At 35.5% G+C, this 21,349-nt stretch carries 14 protein-coding genes, 1 tRNA gene and 3 pseudogenes; 11 read left to right on the top strand and 7 right to left on the bottom strand.

All coding sequences use genetic code 11. The features are described from left to right. Positions 1-473: 473 nt before the first annotated feature. A pseudogene (locus BN200_RS01035) lies at positions 474-1,308 on the bottom strand (peptidoglycan-binding domain-containing protein). 889 nt (positions 1,309-2,197) lie between these two features. On the opposite strand from BN200_RS01035, the pseudogene BN200_RS01030 reads away from it, so the two are divergent. Then, positions 2,198-2,570, top strand: a pseudogene (locus BN200_RS01030) (DUF5330 domain-containing protein). A 111-nt stretch (positions 2,571-2,681) separates the two neighbouring features. Next, entirely contained in the window at positions 2,682-3,092 is a 411-nt protein-coding gene (locus BN200_RS01025; protein ID WP_034988823.1) for a SufE family protein, read from the top strand. Positions 3,093-3,195: 103 nt separating this feature from the next. Here BN200_RS01025 and BN200_RS01020 read toward each other — a convergent pair whose 3' ends face one another. After that, the gene (locus tag BN200_RS01020) at positions 3,196-3,633 is read right to left on the bottom strand and encodes a Ros/MucR family transcriptional regulator (RefSeq protein ID WP_019220543.1); all 438 of its coding nucleotides are present in this window, start codon (positions 3,631-3,633) and stop codon (positions 3,196-3,198) included. Positions 3,634-4,532: 899 nt separating this feature from the next. Between BN200_RS01020 and BN200_RS01015 the strand changes: the two genes are divergently transcribed. Then, entirely contained in the window at positions 4,533-6,626 is a 2,094-nt protein-coding gene (locus BN200_RS01015) for a S9 family peptidase (RefSeq protein ID WP_019220542.1), read from the top strand. An 84-nt stretch (positions 6,627-6,710) separates the two neighbouring features. Here the strand turns inward: BN200_RS01015 and BN200_RS01010 are convergent, their stop codons facing one another. Continuing rightward, a complete protein-coding gene (locus BN200_RS01010; RefSeq protein ID WP_019220541.1) occupies positions 6,711-7,313 on the bottom strand; it encodes a superoxide dismutase in 603 nt (200 codons plus the stop codon). Between the two features lie 1,021 nt (positions 7,314-8,334). On the opposite strand from BN200_RS01010, the gene BN200_RS01000 reads away from it, so the two are divergent. Beyond that, positions 8,335-8,409, top strand: a tRNA-Gln gene (locus BN200_RS01000). Positions 8,410-9,709: 1,300 nt separating this feature from the next. On the opposite strand, the pseudogene BN200_RS00995 reads toward BN200_RS01000, so the two are convergent. The 4 genes and pseudogenes from BN200_RS00995 to BN200_RS00980 form a co-directional block, all read right to left on the bottom strand. Beyond that, positions 9,710-10,494: pseudogene (locus tag BN200_RS00995) on the bottom strand (DUF1499 domain-containing protein). 641 nt (positions 10,495-11,135) lie between these two features. After that, positions 11,136-11,672, bottom strand: coding sequence for a DUF1254 domain-containing protein (locus BN200_RS00990; protein WP_019220539.1), 537 nt, complete (start codon positions 11,670-11,672; stop codon positions 11,136-11,138). After that, a complete protein-coding gene (locus BN200_RS00985; protein ID WP_019220538.1) occupies positions 11,665-12,261 on the bottom strand; it encodes a DUF1214 domain-containing protein in 597 nt (198 codons plus the stop codon). The genes BN200_RS00990 and BN200_RS00985 overlap by 8 nt, the downstream gene beginning before the upstream one ends. A 17-nt stretch (positions 12,262-12,278) precedes the next feature. Next, positions 12,279-14,429: a transglycosylase domain-containing protein gene (locus BN200_RS00980; RefSeq protein ID WP_019220537.1), complete on the bottom strand. Its 2,151-nt coding sequence runs from the start codon at positions 14,427-14,429 to the stop codon at positions 12,279-12,281. Positions 14,430-14,797: 368 nt separating this feature from the next. On the opposite strand from BN200_RS00980, the gene BN200_RS00975 reads away from it, so the two are divergent. The 7 genes from BN200_RS00975 (at position 14,798) to BN200_RS00945 (ending at position 21,277) form a co-directional block, all read left to right on the top strand. Further along, positions 14,798-15,034 carry a hypothetical protein gene (locus tag BN200_RS00975; RefSeq protein ID WP_034988818.1) on the top strand — a complete coding sequence of 79 codons (237 nt, stop codon included), beginning with the start codon at positions 14,798-14,800 and terminating at the stop codon, positions 15,032-15,034. Between the two features lie 18 nt (positions 15,035-15,052). Next, positions 15,053-15,721, top strand: coding sequence for a response regulator transcription factor (locus BN200_RS00970; RefSeq protein ID WP_019220535.1), 669 nt, complete (start codon positions 15,053-15,055; stop codon positions 15,719-15,721). Then, entirely contained in the window at positions 15,718-17,130 is a 1,413-nt protein-coding gene (locus BN200_RS00965; RefSeq protein ID WP_019220534.1) for a sensor histidine kinase, read from the top strand. Before BN200_RS00970 ends, BN200_RS00965 begins: the two co-directional genes overlap by 4 nt. Positions 17,131-17,425: 295 nt before the next feature. Next, complete coding sequence (locus tag BN200_RS00960; RefSeq protein ID WP_034988542.1) at positions 17,426-18,160, top strand: tetratricopeptide repeat protein; 735 nt, start codon at positions 17,426-17,428, stop codon at positions 18,158-18,160. A gap of 189 nt (positions 18,161-18,349) precedes the next feature. Further along, the gene (gene ccmE, locus BN200_RS00955; RefSeq protein ID WP_034988540.1) at positions 18,350-18,829 is read left to right on the top strand and encodes a cytochrome c maturation protein CcmE; all 480 of its coding nucleotides are present in this window, start codon (positions 18,350-18,352) and stop codon (positions 18,827-18,829) included. Between the two features lie 7 nt (positions 18,830-18,836). Further along, entirely contained in the window at positions 18,837-20,822 is a 1,986-nt protein-coding gene (locus BN200_RS00950; RefSeq protein ID WP_019220530.1) for a heme lyase CcmF/NrfE family subunit, read from the top strand. Beyond that, a complete protein-coding gene (locus BN200_RS00945; RefSeq protein ID WP_019220529.1) occupies positions 20,819-21,277 on the top strand; it encodes a cytochrome c-type biogenesis protein in 459 nt (152 codons plus the stop codon). Before BN200_RS00950 ends, BN200_RS00945 begins: the two co-directional genes overlap by 4 nt. Positions 21,278-21,349: the final 72 nt, after the last annotated feature.

The raw sequence follows: 21,349 nt of genomic DNA, 5'->3' as shown, positions 1-21,349 counted from the left end.
ATTTACAATGATAATTCATTGTTTTTGCAGCTTGAATGGGAGCACCGGATATCGCGAGATTTTCTCATTTCAAATCTGTTTATGCTGAATCAATCAAAATTATTTGCTTGCACGTCAAAAGCGGGACTGACATGTGGGTAAAAACTGTTAAGATAAGGAGAAAAGTACCTCTTATGAACCGTCTCAAATGCCAAGAGCTCTCGCAACATTTTGAGTTGGCAAAGAGTACGATGGTGCCGTCTTGCTTCTTCACAAGCCTAAAGAGAGTAGTGTTGTTCAATGGATTTACCGTTATACCCTTCACGGACGGCGTTGTGAAATGAACCTGGGTGCACTAAGAAAAAGAAAATCTCTAGGATATCCTATAAATCGTATATGAGAGAGAGGGAGTGTATCTTTGATGAATGTATGAAAAGAGCTATAGGATACAAACATGGTTTCAAGGTTTATTTTAGTAAAATAGCTGATCACATTCAATTTAATAAACCGATTTCACGCATTTTCACCAAAACTGTATGATTGATCCGACCGGTTATGGGAAGATCAAACATTTTTTGAAACTGTTTTAAAGCTTCTACTGTTTTTTGATCTTCTATACCTGTAACAATGACCTCTTGATTACCAAAAATACGTAAAGCTTTTTGCACTTCTATAATATCTGCAACAGTAGGCTCTAAAACAGGTTCTGTTGAATGAGGCAGATCTTTTGTTTTCTCATTGGTCATTTCCATTTCGCTCTGCTTAATTAGCATCGCAATTTCGTCTGTTATAGTTTTTTGTAAAACATTGTTTTGCATTTTCTCAGCAGTTTGTTGTTTCCATAGTGTCATGGCACGACGCGTTTTAGGTCCTTGTAGTCCATCTAAAGGACCATCATAGAGTCCTAGTTTTGCTAATTTCTTTTGCATTTCTAGTATGCTTTGTGATGCAGAATGTGACGATGAGTTTTTGTTTAAAGAACTCGGAGATCGTACAGAAGGAACATGCGGACTTGCTTGAAATTTTTCTTCTTTTAAGAACAAAGCGGGATTTGGTTCTCTATTTGGAAAGGATGTGAATTTCGGTTGTGTAAAAATATTTTGATGTATTTTTATTTGTGAAAATAGAGCATTAAATGCAAAAAATCCAAAACTGATAGTAAAAAGAATAAAACCAACAAAAAACAAAGTATTTTTTTGTGTATAGAGATAAATCTTTTTTATAACAAAAAAATAAAAGAATATTTATGAGAAAAATTGTTATAATAATACTACTCTGTAAGCGATTTTTTTGATTTTTTTTCTTTCTTATTTTTCTTTTTTTTGTCATTAATTTAATTTTTAATTCTAATTACGATTGTTAATTATATAGAAACAAATATAAAATTATTCTCACTTTCATCGAGAGTGAGAGGAAGCTATGTTATTGTTCTCTATCCTTTAAAATTGTTAAAATAAATAAAATATCTTATTCAAAAGTGGTATTTATAAATAAACAAAATCCTTGATCCATGTTTCTCAATTTCATTATCACCCGTAATCAATGCTTCATGAGTATCTCAAAGACAGTCTATGCATTATCTTATTATATATTTTTTGCGCATATATTTGATAGCATTTGCAGTTAAGTTAGAGACATCCTATAACATTGACAAAGTGATGACAGCTTTTCTCAAATGTTTTTCATACTCGCACTTTTACGCTTCTCTGTTCATGGTGTGGTTGTTAGCATGGGTCTATCATGCTCCGATATAAATCCATTCCCCTAATATTCAATAAATTGCGTACACTTTAGCTGGACTTATTTTCAAAAATATATCCGTAAGATCAATAAACAATTTGTTTAATCCTCTCTAATATTGGAGCTTTTTTGTAGTAACAGAAAATTCTAACAGGTGCGACTAGGGATTTTAAGATTCAGCTATTACTACAACTATTATCTTATTGTTTTTTTGAAAAAATATATTCATTCTCAAGGTTAGTGTGATGAGAGTACGATCCTCTCTATCTCCAATGGCTCCTTTTTGGTTATGTAAATTTAATGTTAAATTGCTAAAGAAAAGATAATGCATCTCATTTTTGCACAGTCATATGCTATATTTTTAGTCAACGACACGAATCTGCTAAACAAGTGCTCGATTTTATAAGTTTTTTATTAACGAGAAAGAGCGTAAACTGTAGCTTTTGTTTTATTTGAAAATGTAGTACATTGGCTGCCTATGATACGTTTTTTAATCAAATTATCATTTTTTTGTTTTTGTTTTTATCATCATTTCATTTTTTGCAGCAAAGTCGAGCAATAACCCTTCCTTTAGCCAGAGAGAGTTTGAGACAACAACAAGTGATGTAATGACGGCTTTTAAAGGAACTCTCAGTGACTTAGGAAGATTCTGTGACCGTAATACAGAAACCTGCAAAGTCGGAAAATCTCTTTTAAGTTTACTATGGGAACGTGCGCGTTATGGTGCAAAAGCAGCTTACGAGTATCTTGGAAATATATTAAGCGACAAGAATATGGCTCAATTTAAAGATATTTCCCCCAATGTGGATGAAAAGCCTCCACAAAAAAAGAATCATCCAATACTCCCTTGAAATAAAAGTTTTTAATGCTCACTATTGGTTTTATGCTAAGAGGAATAAGCATTTATTCTGTCAGCCAAATACATCAACATGATCATAAAAAACAAAACAGGACTGAAGGTTATGGCAGAAACGATCGATGATATTATAGAAAATTTTTCTCTTTTGGATAACTGGGAAGATCGTTATCGTTATGTGATTGAACTTGGCCATGAATTACCAGCTTTTCCCCAAAATGCTCGAAATGATGCGCACAAAGTCCCTGGTTGTGTAAGCCAAGTGTGGCTTTTATGTTCACGTGATGATTCAGAAAATCCAATACTGACCTTTCAGGGTGATTCCGATGCTCACATTGTGCGTGGACTTATCTATATTCTTCTCGCCTTCTATTCAGGAAAAAAAGCCTCCGAGATTCGTGATTCCGATGCCGAAGGACTTTTTGAAACACTTGGTTTAAAAGAAAATCTTACACCACAACGATCGAATGGCCTTAAATCGATGATTGAGAGAATCCGCAACGAAAGTTACCTATAAGAACAAACTCCCATAGCAAAAACCGTACAAGACCCTCATTGAAAACGTGCTTTCTCAAAAACACTTTCATAGACTAGAGACAAGGCTTTTTTGAAAAATGTGGTTATTTTGTTTTCTTCCGTTTGCTTTTACGTCCAAGTCCCATTTCCTTCGCCAAAGCCGAGCGCGCTTTTGCATAATTAGGTGCAACCATAGGATAAGAACTGTCCAATTGCCACTTTTCACGATATTCCTCTGGCAACATTCCATAATGGGTCATGAGATGACGTTTCAAGGATTTAAATTTCTTTCCGTCTTCAAGGCAAATAAGATAATCGGGAAAGACCGAACGCTTTGGATTAACCGCAGGCCTTTGCTTTTCGACTTCAACCTCTATTAAATCCGCGTTTCCTGCTTTACGAAAAGCGGCATGGACATCAGCAATTAAACTTGGCACTTCAGTCGGTCGGATCGAATTATTACTTACGTAAGCAGCAACAATATCAGCAACTAATGTAATAACTAAATTGCTTTCAGTCTCTAAGACTGGACGATGTTCCATTCTTTTTTCCTTTAATTTAAAATCGAGATATCATTGGCACTCATACTCATAATACAGAGATCCGATGCACGTAGGTTTCATATTGTACAAAAATCTTTTTTGTCAATTCAATTATTCTATAAAATCGCCGAAACACAAAAAAATCAAACAAAAACCTACTTTTTGTCATAATACAGGATAAGAAGAAATGACTTATTTTTTATTATAATATAGTTTTTTTATAAAAAATCATGCATAATGTTGAAATATATCATAAATATAAAAAATAGTATAGAAATATTTTATTTCTTTTTTAGCAAAAAAAGAAATAAAATATTAAATTTAAAAACGTAAATACAAAATAAATATCTCATTTTGTATATTTATAACATTTTACTATTATTTTTAAACTTTGAAAATCTTATTTATGTCATGATAAGATGCGCTTTTCTGAATATGAAAAGCGACTTGAAAATCTCCTTTAATGCAAAAATACGGTGAATAAACTGAGAAGTCACACTCTATTTAACAGATGTAAAACGTTATGAGGATAATACATAAACATATATTATTATGGTATTGAAGAATTTTTTCCTCCTTAAATTATACATTCTAAATAAATTTTCTCACTTAAAATAAATTTTATTGTGTATTATTGAGGAGTTATTTCTGCTATTTAGAGAAAAATTCAGCGTTGCTCTCAAAGAGAGCAATTTTTTAGAGTGTTTATGAGAGTGGCGTAATTTTCAGAGGACAGTACTTATAAAATGTAATAAAAAGAAGTCCAAAGAGTAATTGTGGAAATGATCGCAGTTATATTTATGAAAGTGCGTTAAACCTATAGATTTATGCATTCGCATAAATGATATGATTCCCATTTATAAACGAAACCATAGATATATTTTCATATAGGATCGTATATGACTCGTTCTTCTGTATTGCCACCCAAAGCACCCAAAATTACTTATAAAGACTTGTATCATGGTATTTGCCGTGATGATCCCTATCATTGGTTGCGTGCATCTAATTGGCAAGACGTTTTAAAAAATCCTAGCTGTCTTGATGAAAATATTAGGCATCATCTTGAACAAGAAAATGCCTATCAAGCTGCTCAAATGGCTGATACCAAGCCATTACAAGAACTGCTTTTTGCTGAAATGAAGGGACGAATTCCAGAGAATGACAGTTCTGTTCCTATAAAACATGGGCCTTTTGCGTATGGATTCTCTTATGTTACCGGAGGTCAGTACCCTCATTATTTTCGGACAGCGAGGAATGGAGAGCAAAAAAGCGTTTATCTTAATGGTGATGCTTTGGCTGAGGGGAAGGAATATTTCAATTTTGGTTCAGTTCAAGAATCTCCTGATCATAAACATGTTGCATGGACCTATGATGATAAGGGATCAGAATTTTACACAGCTAAAATTCGTAGTTTGGAAACATTATCTGATTATACGGATACAATTGTTGATACATCCGGACAGATTGTATGGGATGCTCAATCGGAAGGTTTTTTTTATACTAAGATGGATGAAAATCATCGGCCTTCAGAGCTCTATTATCACCGATTAAATACTGATCAATCGCAAGATAAGCTGATTTTTCGTGAAGATAATCCAGGATTTTTTTTAAACGTGAGTGGTTCCAAACTCAATGATGTCATTTATATTAATATTCATGATCATGAAACGTCAGAAATTTGGCTGATCCCTGCTGAGGCCCCTCTCACTGTTCCCCAATGTGTACGCAAGCGACAAAAAGGTGTTGAATATTCTCTTACAGAAGGTGGTGATGTTTTTTATATTCTGACCAATTTAGATAACGCAAAAGATTTCAAAATTATGGTAGCACCATACACATCTCCACAATCAGAAAATTGGTCTGAACTTGTGAAACATCAGCTTGGACGTTTGATTCTATGCCATGATGCTTATCAAGACTTTCTTGTTTGGCTTGAATGCTTTGAGGGGCTTCCTCTTATAAAAGTAATGGAGCGTACCACCAAACAAATTCATTCCGTTTCTGTTCCAGAAGAGGCTTATTCTTTAAGTTTACAGGGGGCTGCAGAATATAACAGTCAAACCATTCGTTTTACCTATTCATCTATGACAACACCTGATCAAGTTTTTGACTATGAGATGAAAAGTCGTAAACGAACACTTCTCAAAACGCAGATAATTCCCTCAGGGCATAACAAGGATGATTATATAGCACGGCGCATTGTGGCAACTGCAGAGGATGGTGAGAAAATCCCTATTTCACTTTTTTATCATAAAACCACAACTCTTGATGGCAGTGCTCCTTGTCTTCTCTACGGTTATGGTGCTTATGGAATTTCTATTCCTGTAAGTTTCAATAGCACTTTACTGTCTTTGGTTAACAGAGGTTTTGTTTATGCTATTGCCCATATTCGCGGAGGAAAAGAAAAGGGAGTTGAATGGTATGAGAAAGGGAAACACCGTTTTAAATACAATACATTTACAGACTTTATTGCCTGTGGACGCTATCTTGTAAATAATAAATTCACGGCACATGATCGTCTCATTGCTCATGGTGGTTCAGCAGGAGGGATGTTAATGGGGGCTATCGCAAACATAGCACCACAGGACTTTTCTGGGATCGTAGCAAATGTGCCTTTTGTTGATGTCTTAACAACGATGTTAGATGCTTCGTTGCCGTTAACACCTCCAGAATGGCCTGAATGGGGGAATCCTCTTGAATCACAGGAGGATTACAATCTTATCGCCTCCTATTCACCTTACGATAATGTTAAAGCTCAAAAATACCCTTCTATCCTTGCAATTGCAGGATTAACTGATCCTCGAGTAACCTATTGGGAACCAGCAAAATGGGTTGCAAAGTTGCGTGACTTAAAAACAGACAATAATGCGATTTTATTACGTATTAACATGGATTCAGGTCATGCAGGATCGGCTGGGCGTTTTTCAAAGCTGGAAGAAATTGCATATATCTACGCGTATATCTTAAAAAGAGCAGGAAAAAACTGTTGCTAATGTGATACCTTCTCTCTTTGAACGGCTCCATACCCTCATGAAGTATGGAGCCTTTAATACAACATAAAAAGTTATGTAAACAATTTAAAATCCACAATCTTCGTAAAGTTTCAAAACATAGTCCCAATTAATTAAATGATCGACAAAAGCTTCAAGATACTTTGGACGCGCATTGCGATAATCAATGTAATAGGAATGTTCCCACACATCAACACCGAGAATAGGTTGGGCATTATGGACCAAAGGGTTTTCGCCATTAGGCGTTTTCATTATTTCAAGTTTACCATCTTTAACAGCAAGCCATGCCCATCCAGAACCAAATTGTGCAACGCCACTAGCAATAAAATCGGCGCGGAACTTATCATAACCACCCAAATCAGCTTCAATAGCTTTTGCTAATTTTTCAGGTAGTTTTTGACCACCCCCTCCTTTTTTCATCCAATGCCAAAAATGATTATGGTTGTAGTATTGGGCTGCATTATTGAACAAGCCAATATTCTGATTAAAGCTGTTTTTAACAATGTTTTCAAGACTTTCGTTTTCTAAGTCTAAATCTTTTACAAAGTTGTTAGTATTGGTTAGATAAGCGAGGTGGTGCTTATCATGGTGATATTCAAGTGTTTCACGTGACATATAAGGCGAAAGAGCATCGTAATCATAAGGCAAAGGTGCCAGTTCAAAAGCCATTTAAAAATCTCCTCGATTCTAATTGTTAAGCTCACTCCACAAGTCTAATTTGCCATTTACAGCATCTAAAAGCAAATGTTGAAGTTTGTTTATATCAAGTTTTCATGATCATTTCTTGGTGTAAAGATGTTTCTTCTTAGCTGCATTTGCTTAATCAAACTACCATTGATTGACTTAGTCCTCCTCCTGAAGGGGTTCACGAACCTGTCGGTTAACAGAAAAAGCAAACATCTTCTTTAAAGAATGAAAAAACCCCCACGTTCTCATGAGTTGATACACATACTTGTTAAAATATTTCTTCAACATTTAAAACTCTGCAAAAATATCCTTGATTGGATTTTGCAAAGATTTTTTAGCTTACTTAACATTAAAAATGTTAGAGTTTTTATCAGACTTTTTCAATGGGCTGGTAGCGATTATTCTTTTAAAGTTATTACTGATTTTGCAAAGGTCTAAAACATTTCATAAGTTGAATTGTGACTGATAATGTGCACATATTAGCCAAAAGTAGGATTTTCCATGGTAATCTCATTCAGTTCGCCCTATATTATTGCCACAACCTTTGAGTGGTGGGAGGACGCATTTTTATGCGTGGAACAACTGAAAATAAAGAGTGCAGTCAAGAAGAAAAAAGTCGAACATACAAAACGTTTACGTTCTTCTGATTTTATCTAAAAAGCTTAGGTTTAAATGCATCAAGAAAGAGGCTATAATAAGAAATGATAGTCAATGCTAGATATGTCAGCAAAATATAAATTGGGATTTTATGTTATGAATGAAGGATGGAGTCAACAGATAAAATGACAAAACACAAAAAATGCAAAATAATAGATGGTTAATTAGCCCGTGTTTGAGTGATGTACATACAAACAAGTTTTTGTTACGAACTTTGTATCAACGGAACACTAACGAGATTTAAAAACTTTATGATAAAAAAATAAGAGCTTTGATTTTCAGATATTGCGTACAATTACAGGAATCGCTATAAGGTGCAAAAGTCGCTGTGAGCGTGTTTTTCTTTTGGGGTATAGCCAAGCGGTAAGGCACCGGTTTTTGGTACCGGCATTCCCTGGTTCGAATCCAGGTACCCCAGCCATACTTTAATAAAATCAATGAGTTATCAGAAAGTGCGGGAATTTTATTTCCGTTGATTCTTTTAAGTTATTTTCTGTCTATCCCGAACCTTTTTGAAGTTTTTTTATTACTTTTATAGTCAGATGTTTCTATCCGCTGAGAAAAGCAGCTTGATAGTTACCATAAGGACGACAAAAGATTTTGTGTGTAATAAAAAAGAAGGTACGATCAGTAATAAAAGTGTAGCATCGTGCAGTATATGTTCACAAAAAAATAACTATAAAACTAATTTTAATAAAATTATAAAAATACTCTTTATATTTTTTATAAAAACAATCAAATTATTTGAAAACAAATTATAAAAATTATCATTTAATTTAAAATATAAAGATTCATAATGAAAATGTAAAAATAATTTATTTTATTATTTATGAATTATATTTAAAATTTATCTAATTTACATAATATCTATTTAAATTTTATTTTTATAATTAGGTTTTTAATATCAAAAGAGAATTAAAATGGGTACGCTTATAGAGTGATTCACATCGTTTAAACAATTTGATCAGCAGTGTGCGATATTAAAGATTATGCTCATGCTATAAGTTGATACAACATTGGAGGAAAAATCGCAGGAAGAATTAGAAGAGCTATTTCTGGTAGATTGCAAGACGTATGAATTAGAGATGGGGCAGAGTAGGAGACATCATATTGGATAAAATATCAGTCTATAAACTTAGCGCTAGAGTAGGGGGGAGCTTTAAGATTTTTTAAATAAAGCTTAGAATTATTACGCTCATTATAAATAAATTTAATGATATTAACTCTAATTTACAGAGAGTTATTAACAAAATATTCAAAAAATAATATTTTTTAATTGCTATAATATTTATTAATTTAATTTTTTATATTTTTATAAAATATGTTCTTTAAATTTAATTTTTTATTTAATTATATTAAATTACATTGTATTTTTAATCAAAATATTTAATGTATTGATGAATTTAATTATCTTCTTGAGAAAAATAAGCCTGTAAAGAGTATTTTTTAGCTTATTGTACCAATTCTTTAATATTGTTATGAGATTTTTCACAATATAATGAAGATCAATGCACTATGATTTTAAAATTAAGAATTCGAATTCGAGGATTTTAACCACAATTTATGTTCTGAGCAGCTTTTATAAGTCTTTTGGAGATGCGGTCAAGAAGTGCTAATATGTTATAGGAATTGATAAGCTATTTGTTCGTTTTTATACATCGAAAAATTTATTTTAACAATAAGCAGTGTTATCCAATAGAGCATACAAGACTTTTAAATTTTTACTCATCATCTTGAGAAAGAGGAAGTGATGCTATTTCTGTATCAAGTGCATCCATAAAATCGATAATAAAAGCAGCGTTCGCCCCTAAATCCCTTGGCAAATAACGTGAAGCAGAACGCATATCAACAAAAGTTGTATCGCCTTCATCGGTTAAACGAATTACAATATCCGAAATAAAGCCAAGGTAAAAAGTTTTTGCTATCGTTTCAATATAAATCTCATGTTCTTCATCTTTAAACTCTTGTTGAGCAATGATAGGCCAATCATAAGCAGCTAAAACATTAAGAACAGAATCGCGAATGCGATCAGGTGAGCCATCATAACGACGTCCCGACATTTCGGGCCATTGTGACATTTGTAATGCCGCTTGTTCTATCAAAACACTTTTAAGTGGCAACGCATCACTAGGACGTGCTGTGCGAAAAAAAGCTGGCGGTCTTTGTGTATCGGTAGAAACATCGTGAAGAGCAGGCAAAGAAAACCAAAATCCAAAAAATAATACCAATGGCGTAGCAGTGATCAACGAATAAATGATACCTTTTAAAGCATTCATTCCCCCCAGAGCACCGTATACCCACAGACTGTATAGTGCTTTGAGTGCAAGAAAAAGGGATACGACAACACAGCAAGCAGAGATGACGATTAAAATTATGAAATCAACGACGCCAATTATGGAAAAACGCTGTAAAAGGATTGAAAAAACAAAATAGAGAAAGCCAGCACGCCAAAACGGGGTGACCATACCGCTGCTCTTGAGACTAACCGAACATATATCTTTTTCATGAAGCTTTCTTCCCCTCGATCATGGAACAGAAGCGAAATTTTCCTGAGATTTCATATCTTATAGAACGCTTCTCGTTATAGAACAAAAGTAAAGCACCTACTTTTAAGATCAAGGATGCTTTATACTCCATCAACTTCTGTAGTCTTTTTCGCTAATTGGGTTGGATAATTATTATCTCCCCCAATGGATTTAACAATATAATGGTTTAAACTTTATCGGGGCGGATTGTCACAACGTGAAAGTCAATTCAAAAGACAAGCTTTGTGATGAGTGCGCTTGCCAAAAAAGTACTTTATTCTCATTTATTTTCTTCTGGTTGAAGAGAGGTTTTGCATATCGAACATGATATGCTTTCAGTGCAATAAAAGCCCCGTTGTATTTCCACTTTTACCATCAATATGTTCATTTGTTCTGCGAAGTTGTATAGTAGATTATTGTCTCAACAAAAGAGTATTGCATTAATCAGTTTAGATGATTTTTATTCCAAGAAAAAATTCAGGTATTTAAAAATTGGAATAAGAATTGCAATTCAAATTCTAATGTTTAGCGGATTGCGTTTGAAACTGAATATTTGGTATTGCTTTCGTTCAATTGTATAGAGAGTGAATTTTTGTACAGTGATAAGGCGGTGTGATTTTATTCATTCAATAGTTCTGCAGGTTGCAGATGAAAAGAAGGCTTCGCTTTCCTTTTTTGCAAGTAAAGAAGGGGAAAAGATGCGTAAGATCACAAAACCTTTATTCAAATTTTTAGCGACCAAAACTGAATTAGCGTTATTTTTAGGCTTTGACTGTTTGATCTCTATGATTTGTATCGGTTTTCCAATGATGAGATCAAGTGTAGTATCAGGAGCCGTTCGATCATTTAGGCTGTAGAAAATAATTCCGTTCTGTGTATAGGCTGCGAGTGACCAAAATTGATTTGTTTTCAAAGCCTTTAAATGAACAGGACCATTTTCGAGATCAAATCTACAGACTTTAAGGAGAAAGAACGGATCAGTGGTCTGCTGAAGAGGGTTATGCCTATCTAAGTCAACAAATTGATAAGGTTTTCCTGATTTTTTAAGTTCTGTCCATATATTATTTTTTTCCCAATAGGGGATCAGAAAGAGAACGCAAATATGGACAATGGTAGCGCCAATGATTGCAAGAAGTGCAGCGTGAAAGAATCTAATCACAGTTTATTTGTCCTGATGGAATTTGTTCTACAGATGGCATGGTGAGCTTTTGCAATGCCGTTGCAGAGAGAATTGGGGTATCGTATAGAGTAAGAATAAGTCCGAATTCTTTTTGACTAACCGTTGCAAGCCAATTGCCAGTTTGCGGTGTTGGTGAGATATTGATACGTAATGAACCATCACTTTCATAGGTAATATTATTGGTGTAAAGTTCGAAAGGTATTTCCTTGGATGAAGTGTATGGTTTGAGTGATCTGTCAGCTGTATAAAGTGTAAAGAGGCGGGCTTCAGGGATGTAACCTTTAAGTAAGTAATGGCAATTGGGTTGGAGTGGACGCCTGTGGTTATCTGTCCAAATTTGAAAAGTAAGTCCTTCTGTGTTCCCAATTGAAATATCACTTTGTTTGGCAGTGCGGGCGCGCGTGTACGGATCAGTGTTGGATGTTCCCACTTCAGGGTAAGCATTCCATTCTCCAATTGTAAAGCGTCCAAAATGATTAAAGGAATTGAGGACATAATCGACACTCAGTGTTCCACATAAAATGGAAAAAGCACAAATGAAAAAGGGAATAATGATCTTAACAAACATGATAGAAACTCCAGAAGTCAAAGCTTTGAAGCTCCGACAGTTTCCTTTTTCAAAGAGGTTACAGACATTTTTTTAAGATCATTGTTAATCAGACGTATGATATTCAATGTTTCAGAGGAGGGTGTATGGGATATTGGCAGTGCAAGTTCAGAATCATTATTGGAAGGACGTGTTGGTGGTTGATAAGGGAGAAGAGAATCTTTAACACCATAAAGCTGTTTGAGCATGATATTTTGGTGTGCAGAAAGCATGATGGTGTGCCATATCATGGCAGGAACACCACCGCCAAAAGCCCGATTCATTGGTGAAAAATCATCATTACCCATCCATACAGCTCCAGTATAATTTCCAGTAAAGCCAACAAACCATGCATCACGATAAGATTGTGATGTTCCAGTTTTTCCAGCAACAAGGGTCATAGGGAGGGCAGCACGTTTACCGGATCCTCTTGTTGTGACACCAACCATCATTTGATTCATATAAGCTGCTGATTGGCTACTGAGGACTCGATGTGGTTTATTTCCGTTATGCTCAAAGTCCCACAGCACATGTCCATCTGTTGTCCTGATTTGCGTAAAACCATGGCGATTTCCAGCCATTCCCCCATTGGCAAAAACATTAAAGCCGGTTGCTTGATCCATAGGGGTCATATTGGAGGTCCCTAAAATCATAGTTTTATGTGCTAAAATATGTGCATGAATTCCCATATTTTTGATCAGATCTATGATCGGTTTTGTATCGCGGTTAAGATATTGATAGGTAAGATAAACAGGCACGGTATTGATGGAAAAAGCTAAAGCCGTTGCCAAGTCGATTTTACCCAGATAACGACCTGAGTTATTTTTCGGTGACCAGCCTCCCCAATTGATAGGAGCATCTGAGACGATTGTTGAGGGAGACAGACCCTGTTCCATTGCAGCTGCGTAAACATAAGGTTTGAATGAAGAACCAGGTTGTCGGCCGCCTTGTGTTGCTCTGTTAAATTGACTTTTATTATAATCTACTCCTCCAACAATTGCACATACAGCGCCATTATTGTCGAGTATGACGGTAGCAGCCTGTGTAACACGGTATTGTTGACCATATTGCTGTAAATGATACGCGATTGATTCTTCTGCTGCTTTTTGAATATCCGGATCGAGAGTGGTTTGAATGATTAAACTATGACTTGGAAATTGGTCCGCCATTTTTTTGACTTCGTCGAATGCCCAATCAAGAAAATAATCAGGTTGAGTATTTTTTATTTTTAGAAGTGCTCTGGCAGGATGACGATGAGCGTTGATAATTTGGCTTTCAGTCATAAAACCGCTATTAACAAGATTAGCCAGTACCACATTGGCACGTGTTTGGGCAGCAAAGAGGTGACTATGAGGAGCATATTTGGTTGGAGCCTTGAAGAGTCCTGCTAACATAGCAGATTCGCTAAGGGATATATTGCGTATATTTTTTCCAAAATAAAATTTTGCAGCTGCTGCGATACCAAAATTGTTTCCTCCCATATAGGCACGGTCAAGATAAAGTTGCAAAATCTGTTTTTTGCTGAAATTTGCTTCTAGCCAAAGAGCAAGATAGGCTTCTTTGATTTTGCGTGTTATGGTTCTCTCATTTGTTAAGAACAAATTTTTAGCCAATTGTTGTGTAAGGGTTGAGCCACCTTGAACCACACTCTTAGCTTGCATGTTTTGGGAAATGGCTCGCGTCAGTCCTTGTAAATCAATCCCCCAGTGATCGAAAAAACGGCGGTCTTCTGTTGCAAGAACTGCCTTAATAACATAATCAGGTATTTCTTCAACGGGAACAGAAAGAGCCGGTAATGCACCACGATGACCAATGGGATTCCCATATCGATCTAGAAAAAGAATGGAAAAATTTTTAGGAGAATACCAATCTTTTTTGGTTAATTCGAAAACAGAAATACCAACGATGGTAAAAAGGGTAAAACCGATCAATCCTAATGTGAGTATTTCATTGAGAATTTCGATTATCAATCGTTTCCATCCTTGGATATGAAAAGATTGTGAGAGGATTTTTGCTCCTTTCCAGAAGGAACCATTAGCAGAGCGGAGGCGATAAAGTGCTGTGTCGAGAAGTGCATCTAGTTCAATGAGTGCAGGACTGTGAAAGGGTCTATCCTGTTGTGCTTTCTTTTTTTTAAAAAAGTCAAACATTGAAAGAGAGCCTATGAAAAAGTAATGCCACCAAACAACTCTGTAATGGTTATATGGAGTAAAAATACTTTTTTGCTATAGTTTTGACAAAGAAAGATCTTAATTGAAGAAAGAGTTTACTTTGAGATAAGGATTTTATCTTCTATAAATTATAATCTTCATCTTTTATGGTTTGTTTAAAAAACGCCTTTTCCAATGATTGTATAATCTTTCAAGCAGATTTTATTTTGAAATTGTTAAAATTTGGGGTAGAATTGAGCGTTTATTCTGTTATACAGAATGGAGAATGTTTCTCATGCGTGATTTTTGGAGAGACAAAAAAGACAGTGTTCATTCTATATTCACCTAAAATAGATTATAAAATATCTATGATGAAGAGAGTTTTTTTATTTCTAATAATAGCAGTTTTTCTAGGTACAGATTCTATGCAAGCTGCTCAGTGTGCTAAAATTGGTAAGGAGATTGCTAGTCAAAAGACGGCTGTTTTAGTACGTTCCACACCAGTTTTTCAGGATGGAAAAGATATGTGTGTGGTTGTAGTCGTAGTTCCTGCCCATGATGGTAAAAAACTGCGCCGTGTTGAAATTTTGGTCCCCGCCGATTAGATCTTGGCAGAGAGTGTGATGCGTATTTTAATCGTTGAAGATGATCGCAACCTCAATCGTCAATTAGCGGAAGCCGTAAGAAATGCGGGATATGTTTCGGATAGTGCCTTCAATGGTGAAGAGGCTTATTTTTTAGGTAGCACAGAGTCTTACGATGCTGTGATACTTGATATTGGTTTGCCACGTCTAGATGGAATTTGTGTTGTTGAAAGATGGCGCAAAGAAGGTCATCTCATGCCTGTTTTAATGCTCACAGCTCGAGATCGCTGGTCTGATAAGGTGCTTGGCATTGATGCAGGTGCAGATGATTATGTTGTGAAGCCTTTTCATTTAGAGGAATTGATGGCACGGTTACGAGCGTTAATTCGTCGCTCTACTGGTCATGCAACAAGCACTTTATGTTGTGGTAAAGTTTTATTAGATACAAAAACTTCTCGCGTTTTTGTTGATGGTCAATTGATTAAATTGACATCCTATGAATTCAGACTTCTTTCGTATCTCATGCATCATTGCGATAGAATAGTTTCAAGAACGGAACTTACCGAACATCTTTATGATCAAGATTTTGACAAAGATTCGAATACAGTTGAAGTTTTTGTAGGACGTTTGCGTAAAAAACTTGGGGTGGATTTAATTGAGACTGTTCGTGGAATGGGCTATCGAGTGAGAATGCCAGGTGATCAATGAGTGTTCTAAAGAACAAGGAGCGGCTTAAGGGGATATTTTTTCTCATCTGTAGATCTCTCAGTTTACGCGTTATGATCTTGTCAACATTATGGGTTGTTATTTCGCTTTCATTGATTTCTGCAGTCAGTATTTTATTTTATCAGCGTTCAAGTGAACAAAACTTAGAGCGTATTCTTTCTGCTCATCTTTACAGCCTTATTGCGATGGTGACTGTGTCACCTGAGGGTGAATTAAAAGGAAATTTAGGGATTAACGATATTCGTTATGCAGACCCAACATCGGGTTGGTATTGGGAAGTTGTTGCTGTATCACCTAACCTAAAAGGAAGATTGACATCTCCATCATTGGGAAGCAGGCAAATACTTTCCCCCAGTGATGCTGATAGACTTTTTAACAATAAATTTTTTCGTTCTTATCAAATAAAAGGGATCAATGATCAGAATTTACAAGTGATTGAGAGCGATGTTGTTCTTGATAATCAGGACCATATTGCACGTTTTCGTCTCATTGGGAATATTGATGAGGCACATGCACAAGTGCATGAATTTAAAAGGACTTTACAAATTTTTCTTTGGAGTTTTGGTATAGGCAGTGTTCTTGTAAACATTGCTCTTATTCTCTTTAGTTTTCAACCGTTGAAGCTTATTCGACAAGCGTTGAATGATATTCGCGAAGGGAGAGTTAATTATGTTAATACAGATTTAGTAAGCGAAGTTTTGCCGCTAGCACAAGAGATGAATGCTCTCATTCATAATAATCAACGTGTTATTGAACGGTGTCGTACACAGGTTGGTAATCTTGCGCATTCCTTGAAGACTCCTTTATCAGTTATTATGAATGAGGCTGATAAAATGTATGGAGAACAAGCGATTTTATTGAAAGAGCAGACTAAAGTAATGCAGGACCAAATAAATCATTATACACAACGTGCGCGCATTGCCGCACAACGCGATAGTGTGATTTATCACACGTCTGTTCGCAAAGTCGTTAATCGTTTGGTACAGGTCATGGAAAAGCTTAATCCTGAGAAACAGTTTCGTTTTGTCATGGATGTCAGTGATATTATTTTTTCTGGTGAAAGGGAAGATTTAGAGGAAGTTGTAGGGAGTTTAATTGAAAATGCTGCCCAATGGTCACGCACAAAGGTTCTGATCTCTTGTCATTTAGAAAAAAATATTGAAGAAGCAAAATTCTTTAGCCTTCTCGTAGAAGATGATGGTGCTGGTTTAACAGAAGAACAAACTGATGAAGCTTTAAAAAGGGGGCGTCGATTTGATAAAAGTAAGCCGGGAACAGGTTTAGGATTAGCGATCGTTTCTGATATGGTTAGCGAATATGGCGGACGCCTTTTCTTATCGCGTTCTGATTTGGGAGGTTTATATGCAAAAGTTTTATTACCAAGAAGGTAATAGATATTTCTCTCTATAGAACATCTTTATTAGAATTTATAAGAGTGATGCAATATTTTTGCATGGAGTGCGCAAAACAGGAAATCATTTCAGAATGTTGAAGATTAACATCTGTTGGTAATCAGATTTGAGAAATAAAATTTTATTTTTATTGCTTTTATGCGTATTGGAAAAAGTGATGATAAACTTTACCATATTACAGATGAAAATTGCTTTTCTCTCAGTATTTTCATCAATGAAGGGAGGAAGATAAATTGGTTCTACTTTTTGATTTTTATATTGGTAGCAAAATGATATGCTCTTACTAATCTTATCGGCAGTTTTTCTCACTTTTCTGGCAAGTATACTTTTTCTTTCGCTAAATCACTATGAAACAAAAAAAGAATTGAGAGCTCAAGATATTAAGAGTGAGAGAAACCATATATATTCGGTTGGGTTTAACAGGTCTTATACACATGATAAAAAGAGATATGTTCTTAATATTTTGAGTATTTTATTTGTTCTTTTTATAACTTGGAGCATTTACGGTTTTACAGGCAATCCAGAGGTTAAAAGTTATTTTTTTAGCGAACTTATGGAGAAAGATCCAAAGACCTTGAATAAACACGAACAGCTTGTTCGTCTACAAGTCCTTTTTCTCCGTTTACCCCATGATGGCAAGCTGGCAGACGCATTAGCAGTAGGATATCTCGAGGAGGGCTATTTTCAGGATGCTGTAAACATTTATTTAGAGGCACTTCGCTTAAATGGAGAAACGGCTCCAAGGCTTTTAGGATATGGATTGGCATTGATTGGTTATGAAGGCGGAATAATTATGCAAGAAGCACAAAATGTTTTTCAAAAAGCAGCAGATTTAGCGCCAAATGATTTTTATCCTCGTTTATTACTCGCTGAAGCGCTTCATCAAGCTGGGAAATCTGTACAGGCAGTACAGTTTTTACAAAATTTTCTTGAGACAATGCCTGAGGATTTTAAAGGAAGATCACGTATTGAAGCTATGATTATTCAGTTACGTGCTGCATCTGATTAGAATCTTAAGAAAAATCGACTGTAGCCAGTTTAGAAACTTAAATTAGAGGGGATATCTGAGAATATTAAAGATATTGATAAAAAGTTGCGCCCATATGAAAAAATATGCCAAGCTGTCTTTAAAAGATAAGACATGGGGATAAGGAATATTGATATACCGCATGAATAAAAGAATTTTCTAAGATAGCCTATGAACAGTCAATCATTCCATAACTCTCCTTCATTGAGAGTCATTTTAAAGCAACGAAAAAAAAAGCGATTGCTGTTGGTTTTATTGTGTTGCTTGATTATAGCGATTGCAACAAGTCTTATTATGTATGCATTGCGTAATACCGTAAGCTTTTTTCGCATGCCATCTGAAGTTACAAAAGAAGATATTCTAATGGGGCATCCTTTGCGTTTAGGTGGTTTTGTTGAAAAGGGGACTGTTGAATATTTTGGAGAGAGGGGGATTGTTTTCTTCGTGACGGATAACGTAAAACATGAAAAAGTGATTTTCAGTGGTGCTTTACCCGATCTTTTTCGTGAGGGGCAGGGTGTTATCGTAGAAGGATATTTTGATAAACAGGGTTTTTTTATAGGTACGCGTATTTTAGCAAAACATGATGAGACTTATATGTCTCAAGAAACAGCTGATCGTTTGAATAAACATCACAAAGTGGAGAAATAATTCGATTGTGCTTGTTGAACTGGGGCATCTTTTTTTATCAGCAGCCTTTGCAGTAAGTTTATTAGGGGCTTTTTTACCTGCTTTAGGTTTTTTGCGGGGTGAGCGTTCATTAATGCAAACAGCCGTTTCCTTAACATATATTACTTTTACATTATTATGCTTATCTTTTTTGATTATTGTTCATGCCTATATTGTTTCTGATTTTTCTGTTTTGAATGTGGTTGAGAATTCTCATTCAGAAAAGCCCATGCTGTATAAAATTACTGGTGTTTGGGGAAATCATGAAGGATCTATGTTGTTATGGGTTTTAAGTCTTGCTTTTTTTAGTACACTGGTAGCGTTGTTCAGCCAGCATTTGCCAGAACCGTTTAAGGCACTCGTTTTAATATGCCAAAGTTGGATGACAAGCGCTTTTCTTTTATTTGTTCTTTTTATATCCAATCCCTTTTTACGTGTTAATCCGCCTGCCTTGCAGGGAAAAGATCTCAATCCTCTTTTGCAGGATATCGCATTAGCAATTCATCCACCACTTCTTTATTTAGGGTATGTTGGTTTTTCACTTTGTTTTTCTTTTGCCGTAGCGGCATTGATTCTGGGATATGTCGATAGGCTTTGGGCACATTGGATTCGTCCTTGGCTTCTACTTGCTTGGTGTTTTTTGACGTTGGGTATTATGGTGGGGTCCTATTGGGCTTATTATGAGCTAGGATGGGGTGGTTATTGGTTTTGGGATCCGGTGGAAAATGTTTCGTTTATGCCTTGGCTTTCAGGAACAGCTCTTTTACATTCTGCTCTTGTTCTTGAAAAACGGGGAACGTTGAAAAATTGGACTTTATTTTTGTCCATTCTTACTTTTTCTCTTTCTCTTATGGGAACTTTTCTTGTTCGTTCTGGTCTTTTAATGTCAGTTCATAGTTTTGTTGTTGATCCAGCACGAGGACAAGCAATTCTTGCACTTTTATTGTTTTTCACGGGAGGGGCATTGCTTCTTTTTGCCTTGCGTGTACCTGTTTTGACACCGGGAAGATTTTTTCAGCCAATTTCGCGTGAAGGTTTTATTGTTTTAAATAATTTGTTACTCACAACAATCACAGCGACAATTTTGGTTGGTACGCTCTATCCCTATTTTATTGAGGTATTGACAGGGCAAAAAATTTCTGTAGGAGCGGATTTTTTTAACCTTACCTGTGGTCCTTTAATGATGTTATTGTTATTTTTGGTTCCATTTGGATCAATGATAGCGTGGAAAAGCGGTGATTTGCTCGCGGTTTTTGAACGACTGTGGTTTGTTTTTGCATTAGTCGCTATAGTTTGTTTCATTACATTTTATGTCGCTTCTTTGCGTGATATTTTTGTTGTTCTAGGAATTGGACTTTCAACTTTTGTGTTTTTAGGCAGTTTAGCTGATCTTTGGGCAAAGAGCGGAGATCATAAGATAACTTTGCTAGTGCGGGTTAAGAGATTTATTAGATTACCATGGTCTGTTTTTGGGGCAACAATAGCGCATATGGGGTTAAGTGTTACATTATTTGGTATTATTTATGTAGCAACTTTTGGGCAAGAGCGTATTCTCATCATGCATAAAGGAGATAGGGTAACGATAGCGGGTAAAACTCTTCATTTAAATGAAATGCGTGATAAAGCTGGTCCAAATTATTCGGCAATAGAGTTTTATTTTACAATATATGAAAATAAAAACAGGATTGGGAATGTAAAAGCATCAAAGCGTTTCTATCCAAGTCAAAATACGCCGACAACGGAAGTTGGTCTTCAAAATCATGGTTTATCTCAACTCTATATTGTTCCAGGACGAATAGATGAACGAGGACTTGTTTTACATATATGGTGGAAGCCTTACATAATATGTGTTTGGTTAGGGGCCTTGATGATGGCTATGGGGGGATGTTTTTCTCTTTTTGGTTATTGGTTCCGCATTGTGGGGCATCAAAGGAAAGTTTCTCGCTTTAAAGTTTCTAAAAAGGCATTAAGATGAAAAAAAAACTATTTTGCACTTTGCTTTTTTTTATTACTGTTTTTTCTCAATCATTAGTAAGAGCAGTCGAGCCAGATGAAGTTTTAAAGGATACAGTTCTTGAAGCGCGTGCGCGTCATATTTCATCACATTTACGTTGCCCAGTTTGTCAAAATCAATCAATTGATGATTCAGATGCTGCATTAGCGCGCGATTTACGGCTTTTAATCCGTGAACATTTAAAAATGGGTAAGAGTGATCAGCAGATTATTGATTTTCTTGTTGAGCGATATGGTGAATTTATCCTCTTAAAGCCGTCATTTAATAAAACGACTTGGTTTTTATGGTTATCGCCTTTGATAATTATCCTCATTGGTACAAACACCATATTTTTCCGAATAAGACGGTCCATGCGCGAAAAAGGCATTACTTTAAACGCTGATAAAGAAAAACAGTCAAAAATACCTTTTTGTTAACACAGATGTGAAAGGAAAAAATAGGGTCATTTCAGTTGAGATCAGCTTTTTTTCATCATGATGCGTTATTTA

The organism is Bartonella senegalensis OS02 (assembly GCF_000312545.1).
In the GTDB taxonomy this organism is placed as follows: Bacteria; Pseudomonadota; Alphaproteobacteria; order Rhizobiales; family Rhizobiaceae; genus Bartonella; species Bartonella senegalensis.
Note: the sequence above shows the minus strand (reverse complement) of the source record. Positions and strands in the feature narration are given on the sequence as shown.

Bases quoted from the DNA above. Each gene is read 5' to 3' on its own strand.
- BN200_RS01015 (WP_019220542.1), top strand. From the start codon at position 4,533: ATGACTCGTTCTTCTGTATTGCCACCCAAAGCACCCAAAATTACTTAT.
- ccmE (WP_034988540.1), top strand. From the start codon at position 18,350: ATGAACAGTCAATCATTCCATAACTCTCCTTCATTGAGAGTCATTTTA.
- BN200_RS00985 (WP_019220538.1), bottom strand. From the start codon at position 12,261: ATGTTTGTTAAGATCATTATTCCCTTTTTCATTTGTGCTTTTTCCATT.
- BN200_RS00965 (WP_019220534.1), top strand. From the start codon at position 15,718: ATGAGTGTTCTAAAGAACAAGGAGCGGCTTAAGGGGATATTTTTTCTC.
- BN200_RS01020 (WP_019220543.1), bottom strand. From the start codon at position 3,633: ATGGAACATCGTCCAGTCTTAGAGACTGAAAGCAATTTAGTTATTACA.
- BN200_RS00980 (WP_019220537.1), bottom strand. From the start codon at position 14,429: ATGTTTGACTTTTTTAAAAAAAAGAAAGCACAACAGGATAGACCCTTT.
- BN200_RS01010 (WP_019220541.1), bottom strand. From the start codon at position 7,313: ATGGCTTTTGAACTGGCACCTTTGCCTTATGATTACGATGCTCTTTCG.
- BN200_RS00960 (WP_034988542.1), top strand. From the start codon at position 17,426: ATGCTCTTACTAATCTTATCGGCAGTTTTTCTCACTTTTCTGGCAAGT.
- BN200_RS00975 (WP_034988818.1), top strand. From the start codon at position 14,798: ATGATGAAGAGAGTTTTTTTATTTCTAATAATAGCAGTTTTTCTAGGT.
- BN200_RS01025 (WP_034988823.1), top strand. From the start codon at position 2,682: ATGGCAGAAACGATCGATGATATTATAGAAAATTTTTCTCTTTTGGAT.
- BN200_RS00970 (WP_019220535.1), top strand. From the start codon at position 15,053: ATGCGTATTTTAATCGTTGAAGATGATCGCAACCTCAATCGTCAATTA.
- BN200_RS00945 (WP_019220529.1), top strand. From the start codon at position 20,819: ATGAAAAAAAAACTATTTTGCACTTTGCTTTTTTTTATTACTGTTTTT.